The sequence below is a fragment of the Salegentibacter salinarum genome, assembly GCF_900168115.1.
Classification (GTDB): Bacteria; Bacteroidota; Bacteroidia; order Flavobacteriales; family Flavobacteriaceae; genus Salegentibacter; species Salegentibacter salinarum.
Genome location: NZ_FUZC01000020.1, coordinates 16,064 through 42,095 on the forward strand (window position 1 = coordinate 16,064; position 26,032 = coordinate 42,095).

General features: G+C 38.7%; 27 protein-coding genes and 1 pseudogene. 13 read left to right on the forward strand and 15 right to left on the reverse strand.

Annotated features, from left to right (window positions below):
- Nucleotides 1–682 precede the first annotated feature (682 nt).
- From B5X53_RS17020 to B5X53_RS17045, 7 genes are all read left to right on the forward strand, one after another.
- Nucleotides 683–1,315, forward strand: coding sequence for a Crp/Fnr family transcriptional regulator (locus B5X53_RS17020; protein WP_079714429.1), 633 nt, complete (start codon nt 683–685; stop codon nt 1,313–1,315).
- 79 nt (nt 1,316–1,394) lie between these two features.
- Nucleotides 1,395–2,192 carry a sulfite exporter TauE/SafE family protein gene (locus B5X53_RS17025; protein WP_079714430.1) on the forward strand — a complete coding sequence of 266 codons (798 nt, stop codon included), beginning with the start codon at nt 1,395–1,397 and terminating at the stop codon, nt 2,190–2,192.
- Nucleotides 2,193–2,345: 153 nt separating this feature from the next.
- The gene (locus B5X53_RS19070) at nt 2,346–2,489 is read left to right on the forward strand and encodes a hypothetical protein (RefSeq protein ID WP_157822103.1); all 144 of its coding nucleotides are present in this window, start codon (nt 2,346–2,348) and stop codon (nt 2,487–2,489) included.
- Between the two features lie 157 nt (nt 2,490–2,646).
- A complete protein-coding gene (locus B5X53_RS17030) occupies nt 2,647–2,910 on the forward strand; it encodes a heavy-metal-associated domain-containing protein (RefSeq protein WP_079714431.1) in 264 nt (87 codons plus the stop codon).
- A gap of 49 nt (nt 2,911–2,959) precedes the next feature.
- A complete protein-coding gene (locus B5X53_RS17035) occupies nt 2,960–3,553 on the forward strand; it encodes a TlpA family protein disulfide reductase (RefSeq protein ID WP_079714432.1) in 594 nt (197 codons plus the stop codon).
- Between the two features lie 105 nt (nt 3,554–3,658).
- Entirely contained in the window at nt 3,659–5,773 is a 2,115-nt protein-coding gene (locus B5X53_RS17040; RefSeq protein WP_157822102.1) for a protein-disulfide reductase DsbD family protein, read from the forward strand.
- Nucleotides 5,774–5,880: 107 nt separating this feature from the next.
- Nucleotides 5,881–6,378: an SRPBCC family protein gene (locus tag B5X53_RS17045; protein WP_079714433.1), complete on the forward strand. Its 498-nt coding sequence runs from the start codon at nt 5,881–5,883 to the stop codon at nt 6,376–6,378.
- Nucleotides 6,379–6,536: 158 nt separating this feature from the next.
- Here the strand turns inward: B5X53_RS17045 and B5X53_RS17055 are convergent.
- From B5X53_RS17055 to B5X53_RS17085, 8 genes and pseudogenes are all read right to left on the reverse strand, one after another.
- Nucleotides 6,537–7,097: pseudogene (locus tag B5X53_RS17055) on the reverse strand (5'-nucleotidase C-terminal domain-containing protein).
- Complete coding sequence (locus B5X53_RS19075) at nt 7,021–7,602, reverse strand: bifunctional UDP-sugar hydrolase/5'-nucleotidase (RefSeq protein ID WP_157822100.1); 582 nt, start codon at nt 7,600–7,602, stop codon at nt 7,021–7,023. The pseudogene B5X53_RS17055 and the gene B5X53_RS19075 overlap by 77 nt, the downstream one beginning before the upstream one ends.
- A 300-nt stretch (nt 7,603–7,902) precedes the next feature.
- Complete coding sequence (locus B5X53_RS19080; protein ID WP_157822099.1) at nt 7,903–8,061, reverse strand: hypothetical protein; 159 nt, start codon at nt 8,059–8,061, stop codon at nt 7,903–7,905.
- A gap of 129 nt (nt 8,062–8,190) precedes the next feature.
- On the reverse strand, nt 8,191–9,846 hold the full coding sequence (locus B5X53_RS17065) for a bifunctional metallophosphatase/5'-nucleotidase (protein WP_079714437.1): 1,656 nt from the start codon (nt 9,844–9,846) through the stop codon (nt 8,191–8,193).
- An 11-nt stretch (nt 9,847–9,857) separates the two neighbouring features.
- Nucleotides 9,858–10,277 (reverse strand): DsrE family protein, encoded by a 420-nt coding sequence (locus B5X53_RS17070; RefSeq protein ID WP_143533276.1) that lies wholly within the window; start codon nt 10,275–10,277, stop codon nt 9,858–9,860.
- An 11-nt stretch (nt 10,278–10,288) separates the two neighbouring features.
- Nucleotides 10,289–10,705, reverse strand: a complete 417-nt coding sequence (locus tag B5X53_RS17075; protein ID WP_079714438.1) for a DsrE family protein — start codon at nt 10,703–10,705, stop codon at nt 10,289–10,291.
- Between the two features lie 2 nt (nt 10,706–10,707).
- Nucleotides 10,708–11,151: a DoxX family protein gene (locus B5X53_RS17080; protein ID WP_079714439.1), complete on the reverse strand. Its 444-nt coding sequence runs from the start codon at nt 11,149–11,151 to the stop codon at nt 10,708–10,710.
- A gap of 76 nt (nt 11,152–11,227) precedes the next feature.
- Entirely contained in the window at nt 11,228–11,596 is a 369-nt protein-coding gene (locus B5X53_RS17085) for a hypothetical protein (RefSeq protein WP_079714440.1), read from the reverse strand.
- Nucleotides 11,597–11,892: 296 nt separating this feature from the next.
- Between B5X53_RS17085 and B5X53_RS17090 the strand changes: the two genes are divergently transcribed.
- The 3 genes from B5X53_RS17090 to B5X53_RS17100 all read left to right on the forward strand — a co-directional run bounded on the left by B5X53_RS17090 (nt 11,893) and on the right by B5X53_RS17100 (nt 15,923).
- Nucleotides 11,893–13,110, forward strand: a complete 1,218-nt coding sequence (locus B5X53_RS17090; protein ID WP_143533277.1) for a hypothetical protein — start codon at nt 11,893–11,895, stop codon at nt 13,108–13,110.
- Nucleotides 13,111–13,191: 81 nt separating this feature from the next.
- A complete protein-coding gene (locus tag B5X53_RS17095) occupies nt 13,192–14,442 on the forward strand; it encodes an MFS transporter (protein WP_079714442.1) in 1,251 nt (416 codons plus the stop codon).
- Between the two features lie 143 nt (nt 14,443–14,585).
- Nucleotides 14,586–15,923 (forward strand): MBL fold metallo-hydrolase, encoded by a 1,338-nt coding sequence (locus tag B5X53_RS17100; RefSeq protein WP_079714443.1) that lies wholly within the window; start codon nt 14,586–14,588, stop codon nt 15,921–15,923.
- A gap of 76 nt (nt 15,924–15,999) precedes the next feature.
- Here B5X53_RS17100 and B5X53_RS17105 read toward each other — a convergent pair whose 3' ends face one another.
- Nucleotides 16,000–16,467, reverse strand: coding sequence for a hypothetical protein (locus B5X53_RS17105; RefSeq protein WP_079714471.1), 468 nt, complete (start codon nt 16,465–16,467; stop codon nt 16,000–16,002).
- A 221-nt stretch (nt 16,468–16,688) separates the two neighbouring features.
- On the opposite strand from B5X53_RS17105, the gene B5X53_RS17110 reads away from it, so the two are divergent.
- Nucleotides 16,689–17,456 carry an OBAP family protein gene (locus B5X53_RS17110; protein ID WP_079714444.1) on the forward strand — a complete coding sequence of 256 codons (768 nt, stop codon included), beginning with the start codon at nt 16,689–16,691 and terminating at the stop codon, nt 17,454–17,456.
- A 118-nt stretch (nt 17,457–17,574) separates the two neighbouring features.
- Here the strand turns inward: B5X53_RS17110 and B5X53_RS17115 are convergent, their stop codons facing one another.
- From B5X53_RS17115 to B5X53_RS17135, 5 genes are all read right to left on the reverse strand, one after another.
- Nucleotides 17,575–18,024 carry an OsmC family protein gene (locus B5X53_RS17115; RefSeq protein ID WP_079714445.1) on the reverse strand — a complete coding sequence of 150 codons (450 nt, stop codon included), beginning with the start codon at nt 18,022–18,024 and terminating at the stop codon, nt 17,575–17,577.
- Nucleotides 18,025–18,063: 39 nt separating this feature from the next.
- Nucleotides 18,064–18,282: a hypothetical protein gene (locus B5X53_RS17120; RefSeq protein ID WP_079714446.1), complete on the reverse strand. Its 219-nt coding sequence runs from the start codon at nt 18,280–18,282 to the stop codon at nt 18,064–18,066.
- Nucleotides 18,283–18,600: a rhodanese-like domain-containing protein gene (locus B5X53_RS17125; RefSeq protein ID WP_079714447.1), complete on the reverse strand. Its 318-nt coding sequence runs from the start codon at nt 18,598–18,600 to the stop codon at nt 18,283–18,285.
- A gap of 1 nt (nt 18,601) precedes the next feature.
- Nucleotides 18,602–18,886: a rhodanese-like domain-containing protein gene (locus tag B5X53_RS17130; RefSeq protein ID WP_079714448.1), complete on the reverse strand. Its 285-nt coding sequence runs from the start codon at nt 18,884–18,886 to the stop codon at nt 18,602–18,604.
- 279 nt (nt 18,887–19,165) lie between these two features.
- The gene (locus tag B5X53_RS17135) at nt 19,166–19,609 is read right to left on the reverse strand and encodes a DUF302 domain-containing protein (protein ID WP_079714449.1); all 444 of its coding nucleotides are present in this window, start codon (nt 19,607–19,609) and stop codon (nt 19,166–19,168) included.
- A 321-nt stretch (nt 19,610–19,930) separates the two neighbouring features.
- Here B5X53_RS17135 and B5X53_RS17140 point away from each other — a divergent pair, with 321 nt between their 5' ends.
- The gene (locus B5X53_RS17140; protein WP_079714450.1) at nt 19,931–20,488 is read left to right on the forward strand and encodes a YeeE/YedE family protein; all 558 of its coding nucleotides are present in this window, start codon (nt 19,931–19,933) and stop codon (nt 20,486–20,488) included.
- 6 nt (nt 20,489–20,494) lie between these two features.
- Nucleotides 20,495–20,908, forward strand: a complete 414-nt coding sequence (locus B5X53_RS17145; protein WP_079714451.1) for a DUF6691 family protein — start codon at nt 20,495–20,497, stop codon at nt 20,906–20,908.
- A gap of 1,058 nt (nt 20,909–21,966) precedes the next feature.
- On the opposite strand, the gene B5X53_RS17150 is transcribed toward B5X53_RS17145, so the two are convergent.
- Nucleotides 21,967–25,926, reverse strand: coding sequence for a hybrid sensor histidine kinase/response regulator transcription factor (locus B5X53_RS17150; RefSeq protein ID WP_079714452.1), 3,960 nt, complete (start codon nt 25,924–25,926; stop codon nt 21,967–21,969).
- Between the last annotated feature and the right edge of the window lie 106 nt (nt 25,927–26,032).

The following is a 26,032-nucleotide window of genomic DNA, read 5'->3' on the forward strand; positions in this document are numbered from 1 at the left end:
TGAAATCCAATTTGAGGACTTAAGGGAGAAACCAGAACCGGGAATGAAGCGTTTCCGTCATTTATGCGGAATAAGCGAAATAGAAGGTGGCGGTTTTTCGCTTGTGTCCGGTGCTTGTGAATGAAGCTCTTTTCCCTGGAGGCACGGAAGGGCAATGTGCTGAGTGTATTTAAAGTTATCCAGTATTATAAAACTTAAATCTACAGAAGTTTTTTTATAGGAATAGTTGGGGAGTATATGTGAATTAAATCAACATTACATTTACATTCCTTATTTTTTATTTGTGGATTATTTGTTTTTAGCTGTTACAAGAATCAGCTTTTCAGGTATCAAAAAGAATTTAACCTTTTATATAGCCAGGCATACTTTTGTTACTACTGTTACTCTTTCCAAGTATTGAAGTAATGGAGAGCATTTGAATTTTTTGTTTCAGAAGCAGCAAGCTATAAAAACGGCCATAGGATCCGGCGCAGGTAAGTTATGGTATATATGGGGCTGGAATTATAAATCTAGGACATTTCCCGAAAGAATCATATCTGACTACTCCTAAATGAATAAAAAAACCTTTTTTATTTGTGTAAATACGAAGGTGTAAATTTGAAGTCAATGACCTTTTACATTTGTGTTATCGTTTCGAGATATTTAAATTATAGCGTAACTTCACCTAATAAACAAATCAAAAATGTTACAGGAATTAAAAGATGCTTATGGATTTATCTTTGAAGAAGAATTGATCCGGGAAATTGAGGAAACAGGCGTTCTCAAAGTTTCTCATGCAGGTGAAATTATAATGGATATCAATGATTATATAACCTCTATGCCTTTGCTTTTGGATGGAGCAATTAAGATACTTCGAGAGGATGAAGATGGAAATGAATTATTGCTTTATTTCCTGGAAAGAGGAGATACTTGTGCGCTTACGCTTTCCTGCTGTCTTGGCCAAACTCGAAGTGAAATAAGAGCAGTGGCGGAAAGAGATACAAAGTACATTATGGTTCCTGTGAGCAAAATTGAGGAATGGACCACCAGGTATAAAAGCTGGAGAAATTTTGTTTTTGAAAGTTACCAGTCACGGTTATCAGAAATGCTTGAAACTATCGACACTTTAGCTTTTATGAATATGGATCAACGGTTACTGCGTTATCTTCAGGACAAAGCGAAAATAAACCAATCAGAGGAACTGCAGGTTACACATCAGCAGATAGCATATGATCTAAATACTTCACGGGTCGTTATTTCAAGATTATTAAAAAAGCTTGAAATGGAAGGAAAAATTCTTTTACAGCGCAACCAAATACTTGTTCAAGACTTGTAAAAGAATAGGTCTGTAACTTTTGTTACTGCCTAACCAGAAAGCCAAAGTTACTTTTGCTGGCAACTAATAAGAAAGAACTTTGGAATTAATTGACATTTTAGGATACTTCGGTGCGCTTGTAATAGGAATAACTCTGGGCCTTATTGGAGGTGGTGGATCCATTCTGACAGTACCCGTCCTGGTTTACCTGTTATCTATCAACCCCGTTACAGCAACAGCATACTCGCTTTTTGTGGTAGGGGCTTCCACTTTAGTAGGGGCAATAAACAATATGAAGAAAAAACTGGTGGATCTTCGTACTGCCACCGTTTTTGCCATACCGGCATTTATAGCCGTCTATGGTACCAGAAAATATCTTGTACCCGCAATTCCCGACCATATTTTTACCCTATGGGGTTTTGAAGTGACCAAAGATATAGGGATCATGTTGTTTTTTGCCATTATAATGGTAGTGGCTTCTATCTCTATGATTAAAGGTAACGGAAAGGAAGAATTGCAGGAAGTAAAAGTTAAGTATAACTATCCGTTGATCATCGTTGAGGGGGTTGTAGTAGGTATCCTCACCGGGATAGTAGGTGCAGGTGGGGGATTTTTAATTATTCCGGCTCTGGTTTTACTCGCTAAATTACCAATGAAGAAAGCAGTGGCGACTTCCCTGCTCATCATAGCGGTAAAGTCCCTTATAGGGTTTATAGGAGATGTGGAAAACCTTGAGATAGACTGGGTATTCCTTATGATCTTTACCGGGTTGTCTATTGCCGGGATCTTCCTGGGAGGCTATCTCAATAAATTCATTGATGGCGGAAAACTTAAAAAAGGCTTTGGCTGGTTTGTGCTGGTAATGGGTATCTATATTATCGGTAAAGAGTTACTGTAAATGCTCTTTCTGACTTCGGAAAAAAGGGATTATTTTAAGTTTATTAATCATATCCTTAAGAAGGGCGGGGAAGTGATCTTTGAAGGATTTTGCTCAAAATTCTGAATATCACACATTGAATCCTTCTGTAGAGGAACCAAAGAAGAGAAAATTTTGTTTTCAGAAAAAGTAATACGAGAGGCTTTTCACGAATTTAGTTTTGAAAAGTTTTATGAAGAAGAAATAGAAATTAACGAAGGCAAATTCCATAAAGGCAAAGGTTATGTAATCAGGTTTGTTGCTGAAAAGAATAGCTAAAAACAATATAATTTTAAAGTTTACAAAGGTGTCCCGGAGATGCCTTTTTTTGTTATTCCAAGTGTAACTTATGTTACAAGTTGGGCCAATCCCACAGCGTATATTTGATAAAAATACAAGAAGTTCAAATGAGGTATTTAAAATTTAGAAAATAAAAATGAAAACAACTATAGCAGTACAAAATTTAAAGTGTGGAGGATGTGTGAATACCATTACCACTAAGCTTTCAGAAATAGAAAATATACAAAATGTACAGGTGGAAAAAGCGTCTTCTTCAGTAACATTCAGTTACCGGGAACCTGAAGATGCATTTAAAGTTAAAGAGAAATTGAGGAAGCTGGGATATCCTGCTGTAGATGCTAAGAATTCCCTGGCCTCCAAAGCCATTTCTGTAATAAGTTGTGCGACCGGAAAAATGTAAGAATCCGGAACAGAATCTTCACAACTTTCTAAAAAAATAAATCTGTACTATGAAAAAAAAGACGAAAAAAAATTTAATTGAATACGGAATCATATTTGCCATTTTCGCCGGGTTATATATAACAGGATTACATACAGAAGTGCTGGGATTCCTTCAGCGGGGAGTGCTTGCAACAGGATTAATGGATCCCGATCTTGACAAGAATGCAGATCTTGCGGTCAACGACACCAATTCCAAAGCAGATTTTTCAATGAGCCTTATCAATTCCAAAGGTGAAAATGTGGCCATGGAAGAGTTGAAGGGGAAGGTGATCTTTATGAACCTATGGGCAACCTGGTGCCCTCCCTGTGTTGCCGAAATGCCGGGAATTAATAAGCTTTACAAGGATATAGATAAAGACAAAGTTGCCTTTGTAATGTTATCTATAGACCAGGATTTTCAAAAAGCCATAGATTTTAATGAAAAGAAAGGTTATGACTTTGAGATCTACAGATCAAACGGACCCATTCCTCAAATGTATTCCTCCCAAAGCATCCCAACTACCTACGTGATAGATGCGAGGGGAAATCTCGTCTTGACACATATGGGAATGGGCGATTATGATACTAAGGACTTCAAGGAATTCCTTAAAAAACAATACTAAGTTAAAAGCAGGAATGAATTTTTCCCTGCTTCCCTTTAGCCTTTTGGTAAAATTCTTTCATGTTACCTCTACGGGATTATAAAATTCCCAGAAATCTTTTTGTCTATGAAATTATCCAATCCTATATTTTTTTTAGTGCTCCTGTTGTTTGGAGCATCCTCTGCTGTTGGGCAAATGATGGAAGCCCCACAATGGGAGGTCAACCTTAATAATCCTGATGCTGAACCGGGGGAAAAGGTGACCATTCATTTTGAAGCAGAGATTCCCGATGACTGGTACATGTATTCCAATGATTTTGATCCTGATATAGGACCTCTCCTGACAGAATTTACTTTTGAAGAGAGTGAAGAATATGAACTTCTTGGAGATATCCAGCCGATAGGACAAAAGAAAAAGTATGATGAGATCTGGGAGGGAGAAATCAGTTATTTTAATGAAACGGCCAACTTCTCTCAGGAAGTGCTTATAAAGAAGGATTCCCCCGAATTCACGGGAAATATTTTCTTCCAGATCTGTACGGATGTCACCGGACAGTGCATTCCTTTTGATACAGATTTCGCGTTTGATAGTACTGGAAATACCCTTATTTCTACAGGTAATGAAGGAAGCGAAATTGAAAACTCCGGAATTTCTGATATATTTTCAGCACAGGGAAATACTACGACAAAAGGAAATGAAAATGTTTCTGCAGGTGAAAATGGTGAAATTCTTGAACCATTTCAGAATTCCTTCAAAACGGAATCTGATGAGGATGATCAGACCTGGGCAGGATTACTGACTTTCTTTTTTATCTCCTTTGGAGCCGGTCTCGCAGCTTTGCTGACTCCCTGTGTTTTTCCAATGATCCCTATGACTGTAACCTTTTTCACAAAGGGTTCGGGAGGTAAAAAAGGAAAGATGAACGCGCTGCTGTACGGGCTGTTTATTATTGCCATTTACACCATTGTCGGGACTTTGTTTGCAGTGCTTTTTGGCGCCGGATTCGCAAATTTCCTCTCTACCCATTGGCTGCCGAATCTTCTGTTCTTTGCAATATTCCTGCTGTTTGCACTTTCTTTCTTCGGAATGTTTGAAATCAGGCTGCCGAATAAACTGGTGAACCGGGTAGACAAACAAGCCGACAGGGGAGGCTTGGTTGGAATATTCTTTATGGCCTTTACCCTGGTGCTGGTAAGCTTTAGTTGCACCGGTCCTATTGCAGGAACTATCTTATTGCAGGCAGCCAGTGGTGAAGCCATTATGCCTCTTATAGGAATGCTTGGGTTTTCCCTGGCTTTTGCCATCCCCTTCACGCTGTTTGCCTTTTTCCCCGGATGGCTTAGTTCGCTGCCCAAGAGTGGGGGCTGGTTGAATACAGTAAAGGTAGTACTCGGATTTCTTGAACTGGCATTTGCCTTGAAATTTTTGAGTATGGTGGACCAGGTGTACCACTGGAATATCCTGGACAGGGACATTTACCTTGCTCTCTGGATCGTGATATTTGCTCTTTTAGGTTTTTATCTGCTCGGAAAACTTGTGTTTCCGCACGAAAAGAAGATAGAGAGTGTTTCAGTGCCGAGGCTCATGTCAGCAATTCTGGTGTTCAGTTTTGTGGTGTACCTCATTCCGGGTCTGTTCGGTGCACCCTTAAAAGCACTTTCAGGTTACTTACCGCCTATGGGATCACAGGATTTTAATATGGTAACAGCTTCGGCTGGCCCTGAGCTGGAAAGTAGTTCCAACTCCTGCGGAACACCCTTGTACAGTGAGTTCCTTGAATTACCTCATGGGATACAGGGGTTTTTCGATTATGAACAGGCTGTTGCCTGTGCCCGGGAACAAAATAAACCCTTGTTTATCGATTTTACAGGCCACGGCTGTGTAAACTGTCGTGAAATGGAGGCGAATGTATGGAGTGATCCGGAAGTTCTAAGAAGCCTTAAAAGCGATTATGTAGTGGTTGCTTTATATGTTGACGAAAAAACAGTATTACCAAAGGATAAATGGTATACTTCTTCCTATGACGGAAAGCTCAAGAAAACAATAGGGGCTCAGAATATGGATTTTATGATCCAGAAGCTAAATGCCAATGCACAACCGTATTATACGCTTCTTGGAGAGGAGGGGGAACTGCTTGCCGCACCCAAAGGATATGATCTTGATATAGCAGCATTTATTTCCTTTCTGGATAAGGGAAAGGAAGCGTTTTACAAGGGAAGTATTGAAATTAAACAAGATTAATGTGCTTTGATATGGCCATAAAAGAAAATAGTTTTTAAAAATTTCTTTATCCTGTTGGGATAACCTTTCTTAAATTAGTAAAATGTAGACTCATTAAAATTTGTGATATGCCAATTATAAAGCTCCAAACTTCAATAAAAGCAAACAGGAATATTGTTTTTGATTTGTCAAGAAGTATTGATCTACAGTCAAGGTTTGTTACAGGTTCCAATGAAAAAGCAGTTGCAGGAAGAACGAGCGGATTAATTAGCATTGGCGAAACAGTTACGTATAGGGGAAAACACCTTGGCGTTTGGCAAAATCTTACCTCCAGGATCACCGATTTTGACAGGCCATATTTTTTTGCAGATGAAATGGAAAAAGGTGCTTTTAAAACTCTTAGACATGAACATCATTTCTTCGCAACGGAAGAAGGCACTATGATGAAAGATATTTTTAATTTCGAGTCTCCTCTTGGCATTCTGGGGAAGCTTGCAAATACTTTATTTCTCAAATCCTATATGACCAATTTTCTTAAAAACCGTAATGAGATTATTAAAGAGTTTGCTGAAAATGGGAGATGGAAGGAACTTTTGGCGGAAAAAAATGTGGAGTATAAAGACTAATTCCCATTCTTAATAACAAAACTGAAGAAATTATTATGAAATAAAACCTTTACAATTTGCCGAATTGTCTAGGTCTCTAAGTGGTGGACTTGTTGCAAGGTGAATTTATTCCTAGTAAATCCAGACTTCTCCTATGTTTTCAGGACCTGAGATATATCCTAATTTTCGAAATTTTTGATAACAAATTCATTTAGTTGAATTTCCTTCTTCTCAATATTTTTCCCTTTCCCCAGTTCATCGTAGCGATGAAGCCCAATCAGCATCCCGATGTGCGTGACGATCTTATAATTTTTTTTCAGATCTAGATCTTCTCCTTTCACCTGTACATCACTTATACGATTACCGGTGGGTTTGGAATAATCTAAGGTATAACTAACTCCGCTACTTTACAGCAGGCCACCTACCATCTCATATTTATCTCTCGGTTTTTGATTGGTGGTTGTTTGCTCAAGGGTAGTCTTGACCTGTTCTCTGGTAAGGGTAAGAGTTGCCACTTTTGATGGGTGAGGGATTAACCTGGACAGGTTTTTACGTGTAATATCTCCCTGCAGGGAAATACCGTATCCTACTCCAGGTAGAAAAGAAATATCTACATCATATTCCTCAAGCAGCAAATTTCCAACAAGTTTTTCAAACGGACTTTCACTTTTGTATTGCCTGTGGATCACCTCTGTTGCCGTTGCTATGTTCTCCTCCAGGTGGTCCCCGGTGTGGAGCACGTAGCTCTTCAATAAGAGATCCCATCTCCGGGTCTTTCTCGTAATCACTCAACCACAGAAAATGATGTAGTGCTTTTACCCCGGTTAATTTGCGATCTCTGATTTTCAGCTCAATTTCACCCAGAGCTGCGGCATCTGCCATGGCCTGTACCATGAAAGTATTAATGATTCTTTCAGGACCTGAAATGAGGTCGTGGCTATGACCTCCAAGGATCATATCGATCTCACTGAATTCTTCTGCAATTAATCTGTCAACAGCAGTTCCCTGATGGGAAAGCAGGACGATGATATCTGCCTGTTCCTTAAGTTCGTGCAATATTTCGTTTAACACCTCATTCCCACGCCGGAACTCAAGGTCGTTCATATTTTTTGAGTTACCCGTAAGATTGGTGTTGTGGTATCCCAGTGAAAGTAGTGCGATCTTAGTTCCTTCGACTTCTTTTAAGATATAAGGATTCCCGAAAAATGCTTTTGTCTTTATATAGAGCTGTGATGTTGGCAGCACCAAAGGGAAAGCCGGCGATTTTCATTAATTCTTCGGTGCGTTTCTTGCCCTAATCGAAATCGTGACTTCCAAGAGAGAGGTAGTCAAAAGCTAATGCCTTCATCATCTTATGACCGCTTCTCCTTCCGTTAAATTCCCAAGAAGGTCATCACTAAAGGTATCGCCGGAATCCAGCAGGAGGACGTTTCCATCTTCCCTTGAATTCCTGATCTCCTTTACGGCTGTTGCCAATACGGCAAAACTTCATATTGGGGCCAGCTTATTAAAGGTGATCAATGTATCTCTGCCTGCATCCCCTGTTTAAGAAGTGGCACTTACGGTAGTTGTTAAGAAAGGCATATAGTTGCCATGGATATCGTTCGTATGAAGTATGGTAAAGGTTTGATCTTGCTGCGCTTCATGAGCCGGGGTGGGCGTTCCTTTACCATAAGCGGTAAATACTGCAAACACGACTACCATACTTAAAGTCTTTACTGTTTTGTCTAATCTCATCTCAGTGCATTTTTTATTGATAATTTCAGTCTTTAAAAAGAAAAAGCCTACCAATTCTTTGTTAGAAAAGGCAGGCTCATCCTATTTTTTTAGTTGTTACTGAAATATATATTCAGTTCCTGGAACGGTTGAGAAGGAATACTCTCCCAAATATTCACAGTACGCACGGCCATCGAGCTCTGGTGAAACCGGGGAATTCTTCTGGAGATATTCTTCGACCACATCGTGAATGGTGTAATCCTTTACCTCTACATCTTCCACATCGGGGATACGACATAGATTATCAATAGGATCACCGGGACGTACACAGGCAGAGATGGTGTAGTATTCATCCATTTGCATTTCTTCTCCTTTGATCGTTATGGATTGAACACGTTCCCCTTTATTTCCCTGGCTGTTGAAATCAACCTGCATTCCGGAGAATCTTACCAGCCATCCGCCAAATCTTTCAGTAGGAACCTGCGCAAATGCATTGTGCATTTCCCGCTCTAGCCAGTCCTTAACCTGCTGTCCAGTAACTTTTCCAGTTTTCACCTTTTCATTCACGGGAAGCAAATTCCATAGGTTAGCGCGGGTAATAGGGGCTGGTTTTCCATCTTCTGGCACAATAGGGTTTCCAAATCTGAATCCGTTGGAAATGGAAATATCGGCCCCTGTTTTCCATCTCGCGGCATCTGTGATCATATTATCCATCGGATTTTCCACCGTAAGATATCGGTAGATCGGTGTGGCTGTATGTCCCACCACAGTTTCCAGGTGCTCTTCGTAAGGTTCCTTTGCATTATCAACCAACTGCTGAAGTTCAGGATCTGCGGGATAAACTTCGGGATCCACGTCAATAAGTTCGTACTCATCTCCTACCAGCTTTCCATCTACAAAATGCAGCGTTAGTTTTCCGACGAAAGAGCCGAAAGCCCCTGGTTCACTTACCTTGGCATATTTCCCCTGGATAAGTTCCCGTACCCGCTCGTGCGTATCATTCCCAAGGATGTAATCCACGTCTTTTGACATTTCCTGGTTAGCAAGATCCACCTGTTTGAAAACTCCCATATGTGTTACAAGGAAAAGAACATCTACTTCTTCCTCCTGTTTTACGCTGCTGATGAGGTCCTTTACTTTATCTTCAATCCCTCTAAAGGTGATCCCTTCACTAAAGATGGGATTCTGGCGTACGGGAACATCGGGATCATTAATTCCAATAAATCCTATTTTCACTCCTTCAATTTTCTTTGTCCAGAAGGGAGGGAAAAGCTCTTTTCCATCTTCTTCATGGAACATATTCTGTGCGATCACGGGAGTGTCGTAATTGGTCATTATATCCATCATTCTTTCCTTTCCGTAAACCACCTCCCAGTTTCCCGGAATGATAACGTCGTATCCCATTTCACTGATAAGTTCCGGGAAAATACGCCCTTCAGAAAGCGCGGCATAACCGCTTCCCTGGATAAGGTCCCCGCCATCCACGATTACCGTGCGACCGGGATTCTTCTCTCGCTCTTCCCGAAAAAGGGTTTTTATATTGGCCAAACCGCCCCTTTCCTTAAACACGATCTCTTCATTTTCCCAGAACAATTCGGGGTGCGGATCAAGTTGCCCGTGGATATCTGCTGTTTGTAACACGGTGATGCTAAGAGTGTCAGTTTTCGTATTCTTTTCTTCTGAATTTCCCCCGGCTGCCTGGTTGCAGGATGTAAGACTTACAATTCCCAATACTGCCAGGATACATAAGGATGTTTTCAAATTAAATTTCATAAATGTTTTGTTTATAGTTGTAAACTGTAATAATTTTTATTTTTCTGTAGCTGGAAAAGGTGCGTATAAGCGTGGTCGACCACCTGTATGTACTTGTGCAATTCGGATTGATCTATCCCCTGCCTGTCCAGGGAGATCTTGCACACAAAGATGCTGACTCCTGCAGCTTTAGCTTTGCCGGTGTAAGTTTCCATCTCTTCCTTATTTGTAAGTCCTTTCACATTGGATCCATACATCACGATCTGGAAGTCGCCATACTTATCCCCGTCCTCTTCCCTCAAAGCTTCGGCTGTAAGAATTATTGGTTGTAGTTGCGGAATCTTAGTTGTTGACACCACGTAGTTGTTCAAATCTCCCTGTGGATTTGTTTGAGCATTGCCGGTAATCCCCAGCATAATAAGCAGCATAAAAATTCCTAATGATCTTTTCATAGCTCTGTTTTTTAAAGCGAAATGCTAGTGTAGCCTTTCTTTTGCAGCTGAAGGTTGTATAGGATCCCGTTCTCGACAACGCGAAATTCCGGGGAAATATCCTTGCGGTCCACTCCGAATTTATTCAGAGAGAATCCACAGGCGACCAACTCAACATCCTGTTCTTTAGCTTTATTGATATATTTCTGCATCATTTCTTTATCGGTAAGCTCCTTCACTGTTTGTCCGCAAATGATCACCTCGAATTTTCCGAAGTTATTTCCATCTTCTTCAGCTAAAGTTTCGGCAGTTAAAAAGATAGGTTGTAGCTGAGGGATCTTCTTTGTTAAGACCACATAATTCTGCTGTTCGTCCTGTACCTGTGCATTTGCTGGGCTACTTATTAAAGCAAGAAGAAGTACGATACTGCTTAAAAAATACATTTTCATAGTTATTTGTTTTTTACGCTCAATTCGGTTTGAGCAGGGTTTGTTTCTGTTACTGATTCTTTATTAAGATCATTAAGGATAAAAAAGAGAAGCCCGCCAATAATGGCAATGTTCTTAAACAATGGGCCAAGAGTATTGATTTGTCCTACCTGTACGGTAAGGGTAATTGGTATAAGAACGGCGAGAAGCACAATTGCGGTCCACCGGGTTTTGAATCCTATAAGAAAGGAAATACCTGCTATAAGCATCACAATTCCGGAAAGGATTACAAGTAATTCAGGATTGCCAAAGAAATAAGCAATCCCTTTGAAACTGGCCTGATCTATTCGGTTTGCCGTTTGCTCTACATTCATCAAATGGTTTACGCTGGCTATTAAGAAAATGCCGCTTAGCATAATTCGTAAAACCTGAATGGAGCGACGGCTTACACTAATATGAGTCGTCATAAAATATTATCATTGAGTCCAGATAGCTAAAGCCACTGAAACGTGAGAAAAAAGGTTAAAACTTTCCTGAAAAGTATTAAGCTTTTGGTGGAGGGTAGAACCTGTCTCGGTTGGAATCTGGCAGGGAAGGGGAGTGATAAGCATATGCCCTGGATTCATCGAGTACTATAGGGTTTTCCCAGTTAAAGATCTCGAATTTGAAGGAAGTATTACAAAAGGTGTCCATGGATATACTCAATTGATTGGAATCCACAGTAAAGGTTGCCGGGCTGGTATCTCCGTCTATTTTAGCATTTTGTTTAGCATTTTGTTTTTCGCAAAACGGGTTTACATAGACAATTTCATCAGTATCCAGTAGGACGACCAGGAATTTAGAATCCATCACCAGGAACTTTCCGAAGAAAATAAAGACAAACAGGATCGCTATGTAAGATTTCCATTTCATAAGAGTTCCAAATATAAAAATTTTCTTCCGTTCGATTTGTGACTTATGTTACACAAGGGAATTTATTTGGATGATAATCCTGTAAGTAACTTTTGTTACTGAAGTTAAATTAGGAAATGGAGAGCTTTGTGGCAAACCCTAATTTACCCATGAAGGCCATATTTATTATACTCTTATTTTTCTTTCAATTCACTCTCTTCTCCCAGGAGTATATACCAAAAAATGATCACCGGGAGAACCGGTTAGGGGACATTATAAGAGAAGGTACCGTACATGGTCATATCCGTAATTTTTTTATGACAACTGTTAATAGTGAAGATCTTACAAATTATTATACAAATGCCACAGGTGGGGCTGTTGGATTTACCACCGGTAATTATAAAGGATTTGAAATAGGGGTGAAGGGTATTTTTACTTTTAAAACCTTTGGCAGTGATCTTGGCCTGGAAGATCCTATAACCGGGGCAAATGCAAAATGGGAGTATGAACTTTATGATGTATTAAATCAAGGAAACTTTAAGGACCTGGACAGGCTGGAGGAACTTTTTATACGCTACAGTTTTGGAAATTCCTATATCTCCTATGGTAAGCTGGAAACAGAATATACTCCTTTGCTCAACCACAGTGACGGGAGGATGAAACCTTTCGCGCACCGGGGGTTTTGGGGATATCTAAATTTGAATCCACAGAACACTATCAACATTGGATTGCTGGATGGAGTATCTCCCCGTTCTACAACTGAGTGGTTTGACCTGGAGGAAGGGATAGGACTTTTCTTCAACGGGTTCCAACCAAACGGGGAGAGGGCAAATTATCATGAAATTTATCCTGTGAATGGCATAGGGGTCTTTAATTATAATTATAAAATTAAAAATTTTAATTTCGCTATTTATGATGTCTTCATCGATAAACTACATAATACTGTGTGGACAGAAGCAAATTATGTTTATGATGGATTTAACCTGGGATTGCAGTACGTTTATCAAACGCCAATGAATTTTTCTGAAGGCCTGGCGTACGAAAACCGCTATATACAGCCAGATGAGAATGGACAGGTTATAAGTTCGCAGCTGGGATGGGGGAATAATAGATTTAATTTCGGTTTTGCCTATACCCACGCTTTTGATACCGGCCGTTTTCTTTTCCCTAAAGAATTGGGGAGGGACAGGTTTTTTACCTCCATCCCAAGATCTAGGTTGGAAGGTTTAGGAGCTGCCAATGTTTATACTATTAAAGGAGAATTCCTGCTTCCTCGCCCAGATTTACATTTTGGTGTAGAACTGCAACAGGTCAAAGGAACAACTCCCGGAGATTTCCAGTTAAATAAATATAATGTAGATGAATCTTTCCAGGTTAATACGCATTTGACTTTTGCAGTAAATGGTTTCTTTGATGGGCTTAGTTTTGACCTTCTTTGGGTTTACCGTGAAAATAAAAACACCAGGGATGCAGAAAGTATTTTTAACAAGAGTAATTTTAATCAGTTCAATTTTGTGACAAATTTTATTTTTTAAAAAACCTCTAAAGAACCACATAAACTCATTATCTACACTTTCTTTCCGGTAAGGTGGATAATAATATTAATAGTAATAGAGATGAGGACTGAAGATATAAAACTTGGTTTAAAAGAAAACTGGAAGCAATTTACGCTACTGGTGCTGGTCAATGCTTTTGTTGGTGGCATGGTGGGGCTGGAGCGGAGTATTTTACCGGAGATTGCCGAAAAGGAATTCGGAATGGCAGCGACTTCCGCTATTCTCTCCTTTATAGTGGTTTTCGGTATTGTAAAAGCAATCTCTAATTACTATGCGGGAGCACTGGCAAATAAGTTCGGCCGGAAAAATTTACTCGTACTGGGATGGATCTTTGCCATCCCCATTCCTTTTATCCTTATGTATGCGGAAAACTGGAACTGGATCATTGGTGCCAATGTGCTGCTGGGAATCAATCAGGGGCTTGCCTGGTCAAGTACCGTGGTTATGAAAATAGACCTGGTAGGTGAGAAGCAACGAGGATTTGCGATGGGTCTCAATGAATTTGCGGGATATCTTGCTGTTGCCGTCGTTGCTTTCCTCACAGGGTGGATCGCAGGAGAATATGGTTTAAGGCCATACCCTTTTTATCTGGGAATTCTTTTAATGATTCTGGGGTTAGTTATGAGTATCTTTTTTATTAAGGACACCCGCGGCCATGCAAAGAAAGAAGAAGGTAGTAGTACAGTTTCTCTTCTGAAAAATATCTTTTGGGATACCACCTGGAAGGACAAGAACCTGGGATCTGTGACCCAGGCGGGACTAATCAACAACCTGAATGACGGGATGGCCTGGGGACTTTTTCCAATCCTGCTGGCCGCTAAAAATTTTAGCCTGGAGCAAATTGGTATTGTAGTGGCTATTTATCCCGCAGTATGGGGCCTGGGCCAGCTCTTCACTGGAAAAATGGCAGATAAATTCTCAAAAAAAGACATGCTTTTCTACGGAATGCTTTTACAGTCCCTTGTCCTTATCACCCTGGTTTGGGCAGAAAGCTTGTGGCATTTTATTGTTCTAATGTCGCTACTGGGTTGGGGCACGGCGATGGTCTACCCCACGTTCCTTGCCACAATTGCAGACAATACCCACCCCAGGGATCGGGCTAAAAGTATTGGAATTTTCAGACTATGGAGAGATCTTGGCTATGCAGTTGGGGCAATTCTTACAGGGGTCATTTCTGACTTAATTAGTATTGAAGCTGCAATTATGACCGTGGGACTAATAACTTTTGTTTCTTCTTGTATCATTTTCTTTAGAATGAAAAACAAAGATGTTGCTCCCAGCCTTGTTTCAATCTTCAGGCATAGCTCATAGACAGATTTACGAATTAGCATTATCTTTTATTTAATATAATTTTCATTTTACAGGAATACCCCGTGATTGTAACAATTGTTACTGCCAAAGGTGTTTTTTGAAAGTAAATTTGTATCAGTAAATAAAATAATAAAGTATTGATTATGACTATAAAACAATTTAAAGACGATCCATTAGCACATTATTCGTATGCTATAGTTAGTAAAGGTGAAATGGCTTTGGTTGACCCCAGCCGTAATCCTAAACAATATTATAAATTTGCTGAAGAGCACAACGCAAACATTGTAGCGGTTCTTGAAACCCATCCTCATGCCGACTTTGTGAGCGGACATTTACAAATTCACAATGAAACAGGCGCGACTATTTACGTGAGCGAAAAAGTAGGAGTAAATTACCCTCATAAACCTTTTGATGAAGGACAATCAGTGAAAATTGGAAAAATTAACATCCGACCATTGCACACTCCCGGTCACTCGCCGGACAGTTTGGCCTTTGTTGCGGAAGAAAATGGTGAAACTGCATTATTTACGGGAGATACTTTATTTATCGGCAATGTTGGCCGGCCCGATCTTCGCGAAAAAGCTGGAAATATGAAATCAAAACGGGTGGAACTTGCGAAGGCAATGTATAACACCATGCAAACCAAATTCAATGATCTACCAGATAATTCCATAGTTTACCCAGCACACGGTGCAGGTTCGTTATGTGGTAAAAATATGAGTGCCTCGCCTTCGAGCACCCTTGGCGATGAGCGTATAGGGAACTGGGCTTTTAAAGACCAGACTGAAGAAGAATTTGTTGAGGAGATCCTTAAAGATCAACCCTTTATTCCCTCCTATTTTGGATTTAATGTGGATTTGAACAGAAACGGCGCAGGAAATGTACAGCAGGAGAAATATCGTGTTCCGCTAAGAGTAGGTGTAAATGATGTTGAAGAAGGTATTACAGTGGTAGATGTGAGAGATGGAGATTCCTATAAAGCGGGACACCTGCCATACAGTATCAATATTATGTCCCGCACCGAGGGCGATAAATATGAGACATGGCTGGGAGCCATTATTGAGCCGAAGGAACCATTTTATCTGGCTGTAAACTCTGTAGAGAATATAGATGAGCTTCTCGAAAGAACCGCTAAAATCGGGTATGAGAAGCAAATGAAAGGGGTGGTAACCTTGAGTGAAAAAGTTTCCCGAACATCTAGTGATTTGGATCTTCAAAATTTTAAAGACAACAAGGATAATTATACCATAGTAGATATTAGAAACGAAAGTGAACTGGCCGAAGGTAAGATCTTTGACAGCGCCATAGGAATTCCACTTAACGAATTAAGAAACCGTGCAGATGAATTACCAAAAGACAAGCCGTTTGTGGTACACTGTGCCGGTGGATATAGATCTGCTGCCGGAAGCAGTATCCTTGAGAATAAGTTTAAAGATCAAAAGGTATTTGATCTGAGTGAAGCAATTGAGGATTTTAAATAAGGATTTAGATAAGAGGGTTAGTGAAAAGAGGTTGCCGGTATTGGCAGCCTCTTTTATTTAGGACTAGACAGCTTAATCAATCTTTTGTGGTAGCCTTGAAGATCATCTCGGGATTTCCGGGAGCTCCCGGCCTGGGAACATTTTTAAAGTCGCCTCTTAGCACCTTTAAAGCATACTTCTCACGATCCAATTCTGCCCGGGTCATTTTTCCCATAGATCTGAAGATTGGTAGGGGAGGACACCACCCCTGTAATGCGTGCTGTAAAAAGAATAAAAGTACGACTAGGGGAAGAATGATCCAGTATTCATGTACAAGAATAGTGAGAGCAATTCCAATTAAAGCAAGTGTTGACATGTTTGTCTCTAGTAACCGCTCAATGTCCCACTCTTTTTCTAGTTCCTCAATCCTGTTTTGTATTTCTTGAGGACTTTTATTCTCATATTTCCTTATGTTCGCAATTGTCTCCCGGTCTATCTTTCGGTTCTTTTTAGATGACGAGGAGCTGCGAACCCTTTCCTCATGTTCTTGATGTTGCTCTTCCATAATAACCTTCTTTGTGTTATTCACCTTCAATTTAAGGAAAACAAAAAATATCTTCTAACTTTTAAAATAGAATTGGGAAATAATAAGTTCAGTGTTTCTATCTAAGAGGACGCTGTATAAGTTTTTCTTAAAACAAGGTTAAGGTTTACTAATCCAGAGAGGATCTATTTTTATAACCAGTTAATAATGTGTAAATTGAATAGATTTTTAAAAACCGTAGTATGAAAGTTTTAAACCACCTTTTAGTAGTATTTCTAACCGCCGCAATCTTTACCTCCTGTGGGGAGGATCGTAAATCTGACACCGAAGTACCGGGAAGAGATGAGAGCACGAAAACAAATGTGCTGGAAACAGGATCTAATTTAATCCAAACAAAAGCCCCTTTTGATCCCATGGAGGTTTATTTGGTAGGCTTTCATCCTATGAAACAAGATCCCGGGCACCAAATGGAAGCTCATCATTTTTGCACTCAGATAAATGAAGATTTTGCTCAGTGTGTATTGTTTGACGGAAATACAGAAGACGCAAGACTTACGGGAATTGAATACATTATTTCTGAAAGATTGTTTGAAACTTTACCTGAAGAAGAAAAGCAGTACTGGCACCCGCACAATTATGAAATACTCTCCGGCCAATTAGTTGCACCTGGGCTACCCGATATAGCTGAAACTGAATTAATGGATAGTAAAATGAACAGCTACGGCAAAACCTGGCATACTTGGAGTACAGATAAAGGAGATGAACTTCCGTTTGGAGATCCTATGTTAGCCTGGTCCTTTAACCGGGATGGAGAAGCAAATCCAGAGTTGGTCAGGAGACGTAATGAGGCTATGGATATTGATCCAAATGAAAAGCGCGAACAGCGAAAAGAGCTAATCTCCAAGGCAAATCCGCAGGAGGGTGTGGATGCTATAAAAGATGAATTCCCCGGTCCCACGGAATTAATCCCCGGGGTAGAGAGCAAGAAAGGAAGAGATTCAGTGCAGTAATGAAGTAGTAGCCGCAACGTGAGTTGATTTTTCGGAGCTCAGGACTTTGCTGGACTCCAATAAAAAATCCCACATTCCACCAAAGGAATCCGGGATTTGAATCTATATATAAAGCTGCTTAAGCAGTATGTTTTTCTGAAATAAAAACTTTAGTTTTCAAATGAACTTTAGAAGTTATTGAGTTCGAAATAAGACAGGCTCTTTCTGCTTTGATCATTATCTTTTCTGCTTTTTCTCTTTCAGCCTCATTTGGAATGGTTACTACAGGCTTTAAAATGATCTCTGTCATTGCGAATTTTCCACCTTTTTTATCCAATATACCTTCTGCAGGGCAGGTAAGGCTTTCAAATTCTAAATTAGAATATTCGGCAATTGCCAGGAAAGTAGTCATAAAACAACTGCTTACTGCAGCGGTAAAAAGATGTTCGGGAGACCAGATTCCGGGCATTCCTTTAGGAAATTCCGGCGGAGTTGCAACTTCAACTTTCTGGTCAAGAACCGGAGAAGAAATTTCTCCTTTTCTGTCCATTTTCCATTCAAGATCTACGTGATATTTATGTGCTTCCATATTTGTTAGTTTAATTTTTAAAGATACACTGCGATTTTCTTATTGTTTATGATCTGTATCAGGTTTGAATTCGCAGGTTCCTGTGGCGCAATTTCCAGATGCACAACCAAATGCAAATAATCCCATTGCAGCCGGCCAAGCGCCAAGTAATACCCCGATCCAATGACCTTCAACAGCGCTTTGTACTATTACCCAAACTCCAATAATGAGATAGACGGCGCGCATCCAGGTCCAGTTGATAAAGATCCTGTTGATCATTTAACCAATTTTATTGTTAAGGCTGGACCAACTTCCGCCGTTATGAACATTGTTGTAACCTTGAGACTTTAGCAAGCTCCTGGCTGAAGCACTTCTCATTCCCGAAGCACAGCAGGTAATAATGGACTTATTCTTATTCTTGGGAATTCCCGGATTAGAATTTAGATTTGGTAATGGAATATTTTTAGATCCCTTAATGTGTCCGCCGGCATATTCAGCTTTGCTTCTCACATCTACAATTATTCCGCCTTCTTTAAGCAGCTGATTATAATCTGGTACCGGGGAAAAACCCAACATTTCTTTTAGTTTGTTGAACATATTATGCTTCTTGAGAGGTTAGATAATTTACATCAAGCCAGGAGCCACCGTTAACACAATCTACTCCCTGGCGGCTAACATAATTTGTTGCCTGTCCACTTCTGTTCCCGGATGCACAGCAAAAGATTATAGGTGTTTTCATCTCTTTTAGTTCGTCGATCCTTTGTTGTATCTCATTTAATGGAATATTCACGGCGCCGGAAACACTTCCTCCCATAAACTCACCGGGAGTGCGCACATCTACTATGGTACCTGCGTTGTTTTTAATTATTTCTTCTGTATTCATAATTGTTATGTTTTTAGTTTTAAACTGGTTAATTTCAGCGGTTATACCTAACTGAATTATACCCGCAAATTTAAACCTAAAGCCAAATTCCCACAGTTACTTTTGTTACATAAGAAGTTGGGCTTCAGCAATAAAAAAGTGAAGAAGAAGAGGAGTTTCTGAAGAATGTTTTAGAATAATGAAAGTGCAATCTTAGTTAAGATTCTTCGGAAGAAATATAAATTCAGGAGTAGCGGAAAAGAATTCAGGAATTGCTTTTTTGACTACCCCTGAAGATGTTTAGGAAAGCCGTTCAATTACCGTTTTAAGCTTCGACTGAACTTCCTGAGCTATACCTCCTAACTCATCATTCTCTATTGCAGTCATTGAAGCTACGGGATCTACGGCAGAAACTTCTATCTTACCATCTTCTGTTTCCTGAACAATTACATTACAGGGCAGCATGGTCCCAATCTTACTTTCGGCAGAGATTGCTTGATATGCCATCTTAGGATTACAAGCTCCCAGGATTCGGTATTTCCTGAAATCCAAATCCAGTTTCTTTTTGAAAGTTTCTTTTATATCAATTTCGGTAAGGATACCAAATCCCTCCTCTTTTAATTCTCTTAAATTTACCTCTTTTAAACCGGCAGGAAAAAAACTTAATACTAATCTTATGTGAAGATAGGGAACTTTGAAAGCGTTAATTATCAGAAAGGATAAAATCGGCAGCCATTTGTGCATGAAGTTGTGTGCTTGCGAGAAGGGGTAGATGATAGTCCTTTTCTCCATAAGCATTGGCAGCTCGGTACAACCATGTATGATCCCTTCTGCTCCTTTTGCTTGAGCCTTTGCATTTGCTCAAGGAAGAAAAATTTGGATTCCCCGCTAAAGATTACCCGGGTTAGTTCGGCAGACACGTAAGGAAGATTTTAAATTATAAACTGAGCATCGGGAATAATGGTCTCAATTCCGTATTCGGCTATTTATGCTCATATTGTAACATTTGTTACGGTCCATTGATTAAAATCATTCTTTCTTTGCACCCATAAAAAAAGAATATATATGGAATGGATTTTAGAACCCTGGCCTTGGTATGTGGCGGGACCGCTTATAGCAGGAATTATGTTTTTACTTCTTTTTGGAGGTAGAACCTTCGGGATGTCGTCTAACCTGCGCACAATGTGTACCATTGGAGGTGCCGGAAAAAAAGCAGATTTTTTTGCTTTTGACTGGAAAGCCCAGCGCTGGAACCTGGTAGTGGTAGCCGGCGCAATCCTTGGCGGATTTATAGCAGCAAATTTTTTAAGCACAGACATTTCCGTGGAGATTAATCCTGATACTGTGACAACTCTTGAAAATTTAGGATTCGCAAGTGCAGGAGAAGCTTATCTTCCAAATGAACTTTTTGCCACCAATGCCCTTACTGATCCTAAATCATTAGTCATTTTATTGATTGGTGGGTTATTGATAGGGTTTGGAGCAAGGTATGCCGGTGGATGTACTTCAGGACATGCCATTTCTGGGTTGAGTAATTTACAGTTACCATCCTTAATTGCAGTTGTAGGATTTTTTGTTGGTGGACTGGTTATGGTTCACCTGTTGTTTCCTTTAATTTTTTAATACGATATGAAATATTTAAAATTTTTAATAATAGGCATCATCTTCGGAATTGTAATGTTTAAAAGTGAAGCCGCATCCTGGTTTCGCATTTATGAAATGTTCCAGTTTCAATCTTTTCACATGTATGGAATAATGGGTTCTGCGCTCACCCTGGGTGTACTTGGAACCTGGCTGATCAAGAAATACAAATTAAAGTCCATAGACGGGGAGCCAATAAAGTTTACTCCAAAAAATAAAAGCTTTAGCCGGTATATGTATGGAGGTATTTTGTTTGGTTTAGGATGGGCACTCGCAGGATCCTGCCCTGGCCCCATCTATACATTGATTGGAGCCGGATATATCTCTATTCTGGTCGTCTTGGTGGGAGCACTTGTTGGGACTTTTCTATACGGACTTTTAAGGGAAAAGTTGCCGCATTAGGAGTTGAGATTACTCTTAAAATGTCAAATATCATTTATTCCTTTCCCTTTCAGACTTTGATTTATAGTACCCAAACAAAAAAAGCCAACTCGTTCAAATCGGCTTTTGCTTGTGATTCAGATGGGAGATTTGAGCTCCAGTGTGAGATTAGGTCCTAATATTCTAGACAATTAGAGAGGAGCGATCATTTCTGCGTTTTTGTACAGTTCGGCATTTATATTTTGTCTTTTTCAATTGAAGATTTCAGCAAGAAAGCAGCGGTTTACACCATCATTTAGGGATTTATTTCTAAACCTTTAAAAATAAGCAATCACCCGGGAAGTTATCGCTTAATTCCGTTCGAATCTTTTCCTCCCGGCCCTGAGCGATAATTCCATTGAAAATGTCAAAGTTAGCTTTTGGGGGCATTTTCACTCTGAATATTTTATGTAGATTTATATTTTCTATTATATTAAGTAATAAAAATTATTTTTATAGAATTGAAGTCAATATATTATAAATCAGTTCAAAATTAAAGATACCTAAAAGGTTACCTTTAATTTTTTAATCGCCGGAACTACCTCTAAGACTAAGATGCGCAAATCAGGTTTGAATCCTGGCAAGGTCACTCTTAAGATTCACAAATCTTATCAAAACCGCGCAAATCTTATGATTCGTGCGGTTTATTTTCTTAATATTCATTTTAATTTGATATTATTTGGGATCAAGCCTAATTGTTGAATTATTCGTCTGCTTCTATTCGAATTTATACTAGAGTGAGATCGTAAAATGCAGAATTACTAAGGCTTAGTAATTCTCCTAAAACCTTCAGTTTAGTCCGTAGCTCGACTTAAGTGAAAACCACAACTGAGAATGAGCGTTTCCGCCATTTATGAGGGAAAAATAAACTGAAAGGTGGCGGTTCTTCACTTATGTCCCGTGCTTCTGTAAGAAGCTCAATAACCTGGAGGTGCGTAAGGCGAATGTGATGAGTGGTGTGTAGAATTGTTGGGGAATTGAAAACTAATACTTTCAAAAAGTTATCCTTGAATTCTTGTGTTAAGTAGGTTTTACTTAAATTAGATATTGTGATCTTGATCAATGAATTCAGAGGGTGTCATACTAAAATGTTTTTGAAAACTTCTCCCAAAACTACTTTGAGACTTGAACCCCACTTTTTCTGAGATTTCATAAATTTTTAAGTTTGAGGTTTTAAGTAGGTATGCTGCTTTCTTTAATCGGCTTTCATTAATTAATTCATTAGGAGATAAATTGGAAATATCCTTTATTTTACGGTAAAGGGTCGAACGGCTCATATTCATATGCCTGGCTAGCATTTCCACATTTAGGTTGGTATCTTTTAAATTATCATCTATTTTCTGATCCAATTTTGAGATGAAAGATTTATCACTTGTAGCCAGAGACAGGGATTTAAGATGGGCTAGGGGAGAACTGTTATAATGACCAATTATAGATTTTCTATTTTGTAATAGGTTAGAAATTTGCACCTGAAGATGATTTAATGAAAATGGCTTGGAAATATAAGCATCCGCTCCTGATTCTAATCCCTCAATTTTAGCATTCAGGGCACTTTTTGCTGTTAAAAGTATGACTGGAATATGACTTTTATCAATATCTTCCTTGATCTCTTTGCATAATTCAATCCCACTTTTAAAGGGCATCATAACATCACTTATCACTATGTCGACCTCATAAGTGCAAATTGCCTTCCAGGCTTCCTTGCCATTCGAAGCCACAATAATATTATACTTTTCAGACAATTCGTTTAAGATAAAATCCGCTAATTCAGGATTGTCTTCAGCGACAAGAATTAATGCAGAGTCATTATCAAATTTTCTGATAATTTCATCGGATTCTTTCACCTCCTTGGGTTGATTTTTAAAAGCTCTGAATTCATTATCTTGATGAAGTGGTATTTGTAATACGAATTCATTGAGGGAGAGGTTATTGCTATTTATAAATAATTTACCGTGATGCAATTCAGCCAGAGAATGCGCAAGAGAAAGCCCTATTCCTGTTCCTGATTTTTTAGTTTCTCCCGGTACCCTGAAAAATGGTTCGAAAATACGTTGCTTTAATTCTAAGGGAATTTTTTCTCCGTCGTTTTGTACAATGATTCTAAAGTGATCTTCTGTTTTCTCCAATTGAACCTGGACATGATATTCACAGTATTTTATGGCATTACTAAAAAGGTTACTAAGGATTTTTCTAGTGGCTTCTTCATCGACGAATGCATATATATCTTTCTCCTTTTTTGTGATATCAAAATGTATATTTTTATCCTTAATCAATTGACTAAAGCGTATATATGTTTCTTCAAGGAGCTGTGAAATATTTACTTCTACGAAACTCAGTTTCACATGTTTCATTTCAGTTTTTCGAAAATCTAAAAGTTCATTTACAAGATTTAAAAGTCTTGAAGTATTTCTTTCCATAATACCTAAATTTTTCGGTATCTCTAGGGAGTTATATTTTAAACTTAATAACTTTTCAAGTGGACTTTTAATTAAAGTTAAAGGGGTCCTGATTTCATGGGCTATATTGGTGAAAAATTCGATCTTAGCCTGATAAATTTCTTTTTCTTTATCGTTTTCAAGTTGTTGTATCCTGAGGTTATTCTTATCCCGGTTATATCTGTGGTAGTACCTTAAAAGGAAGAAAATGATTAGAATAAGTAAAGCAGCATAAAAAACATATGCTAAATTACTGCTTAAAAAGGGAGGAAGCACTTCAATCTTTAAACTACTATTTTCATTACTCCACACACCATGACTATTGAATGCCTTAACCTTAAAGGTATAATCCCCTGCCGGTAATTCATTAAAACTGACCTTGTGGTTTTTACCAATAGGTATCCAGTTCTCATTGAGACCTTCAAGTTTATACCAGTATTTTGTCATCTCCGGAGCCGTATAGCTGAGGGAAGCAAATTCCAGGCTAAAAGTAGACTGTTGGTTATTTAGTTCTATATTCTCAGAGAAGGTAATTGAAGTTTCTAAAGGGGAATTATTTTTTTTTACGGAAACATCCTGATTATTTATTTGAATGTTAGTGATGTAGATAGGAGGCTGATAATTATTCTGAATAAATTTATCAGGATTGAAACTTATCAAACCATTCACGCTACCAAAATACATCTTTCCGTTTTCATCCTTAAAGGCGGAATTATAATTAAACTGATCACTTAATAATCCGTTAGATTTTGTAAATACCTTAAGTTCCTGTTCTTTCATACTGAACTCGACCAAACCATTGGAAGTACTAATCCAAAGATTAGAGTCATCATCTTCTAAAATAGAGTATGCTACATTACTCGGAAAACCGTTCTCGGTGGTATACCGATAGAAGTTATCTTCTTTTTGGTTAAAGAGATTCAATCCGTTTTCAGTTGTAACCCAAAGATTATTACTGGAATCTTCAAATAAACCGTTTATCACATTAGAACTCAAACTCGATTTATCATTGCTGTTAAAACGATAGAAGCCTTTGTCTTTTGTTTTAGGATCATAATAAAATAGGCCATCCCAATAGGTTCCCGCCCATAATACTCCTCGGTGATCTTCAATGAAAGTAGTATAGTGATAAATTTCGGGGAAACCCTCAACTAATTCAAAGCTATTTGATTCAGGCTTATAGCGGTGAATTCCGGATGATGTAAGGACATACACATCTTTATTTCGAGTTTCATAGATATAAAGAATAAAATCACTGCGTAATCCTCCTTCGTAGGATGCAGTTCCAAAATGGTGTTTAACCTTACCCGTTTTGATATCCATGATATCAAGCCCATGTTCAAATGTTCCTATCCATAATTCATCATTTCGAGGTAGTAAGCCGTGAATATTATAATGAGAAAGTATCCCACCACTACGGACAGAAAAATAGTTTTTGAATCTGCCCGTATCGGTCTCCAATTTGTTTAGACCGGCATCTTCGGTTCCAACCCATATATTTCCGAAACTATCCTTCTTTATTTCTCTAATAGCATTACCACTAATTGAATTTTCTCCAACCTTTGGAAAATAGCGATCTATAGGCGTATATTGTTTTGGGTAGTAGTTAACTCCACCAAAATAGGTTCCGATCCAAACTCCGCCTTCCCTGTCCAACACCAACGAATAGATTGCATTGTCTGAAAGTGAATAAGGATTATTATAGCTTTTTGTAGAATTTTGGTAGGTACCTTTTTCCAAATTGTAGATAAATATTCCGGATTCACTAGCTATCCATAATTCTTTATTATTTTTCATTAGAAAATCTCTTACAAAAAGAGGATTTTCATCTTCTTTCAAAAGTGGGGTAAGGGTATTTTTTATCCTATTGTATAAAAGTGCGCCCTTATTTTTGGTCCCTATAAAAATGGAATCTTTACTATGTGCATTAATAGTGGTAATTATCAGATCGCTTACGCCATTTTCTATTGCTGTCCCTTCCAACTCAATTCTTTTAAATGAATTATTCTCGGGTACATATTGATAAAACAGATCTGAAGAGGAAACATAGACATCTCCTTCTTCATTGGTAGTAATGAATGAAGTGTAAAATTGATCAAAACTTTCCTCTTTGGTCTTGTCCGTGGTCAGATCAAGTTTATGCAGAGTTCCTGAAGCAATGAACCATAAATTGCCTTTTGAGTCACCCTCAATATCAAGGATGGGCTTATCCTTAGTACTCAGTATTAATTTAAAGGATTCTGTTTTATCGTTATACTTGAATAATCCGGTATCGGTTCCTACCCAAATATGTCCATCGAATTGGTAAAGGCATCGTATAAAATTACTGCCGAGGCTATTCTCATTTTCGGATTCATTCCTGAAAATTTTAAAATTATATCCATCATAGCGATTTAACCCATCTTTGGTTCCAAACCATAGAAAACCATTGTCATCCTGCAACATACTTATCACAGAATTGTGGGATAAACCATCTTCAACCTTTAACTGTTTAAAAGAAAGATTTTGCGCTTCGGATATGTAAAACGAAAATACAAGAATTAAGAAAATTCGAAAGCTCCTCATAGTTATACAAATGAAGTCAATATCCTAAGAATCCATTAAACATATCGTTTTAAAATTATACAATATCGTTCAAAAACTCATTTATGTTAAACTTAAATTAAATCTG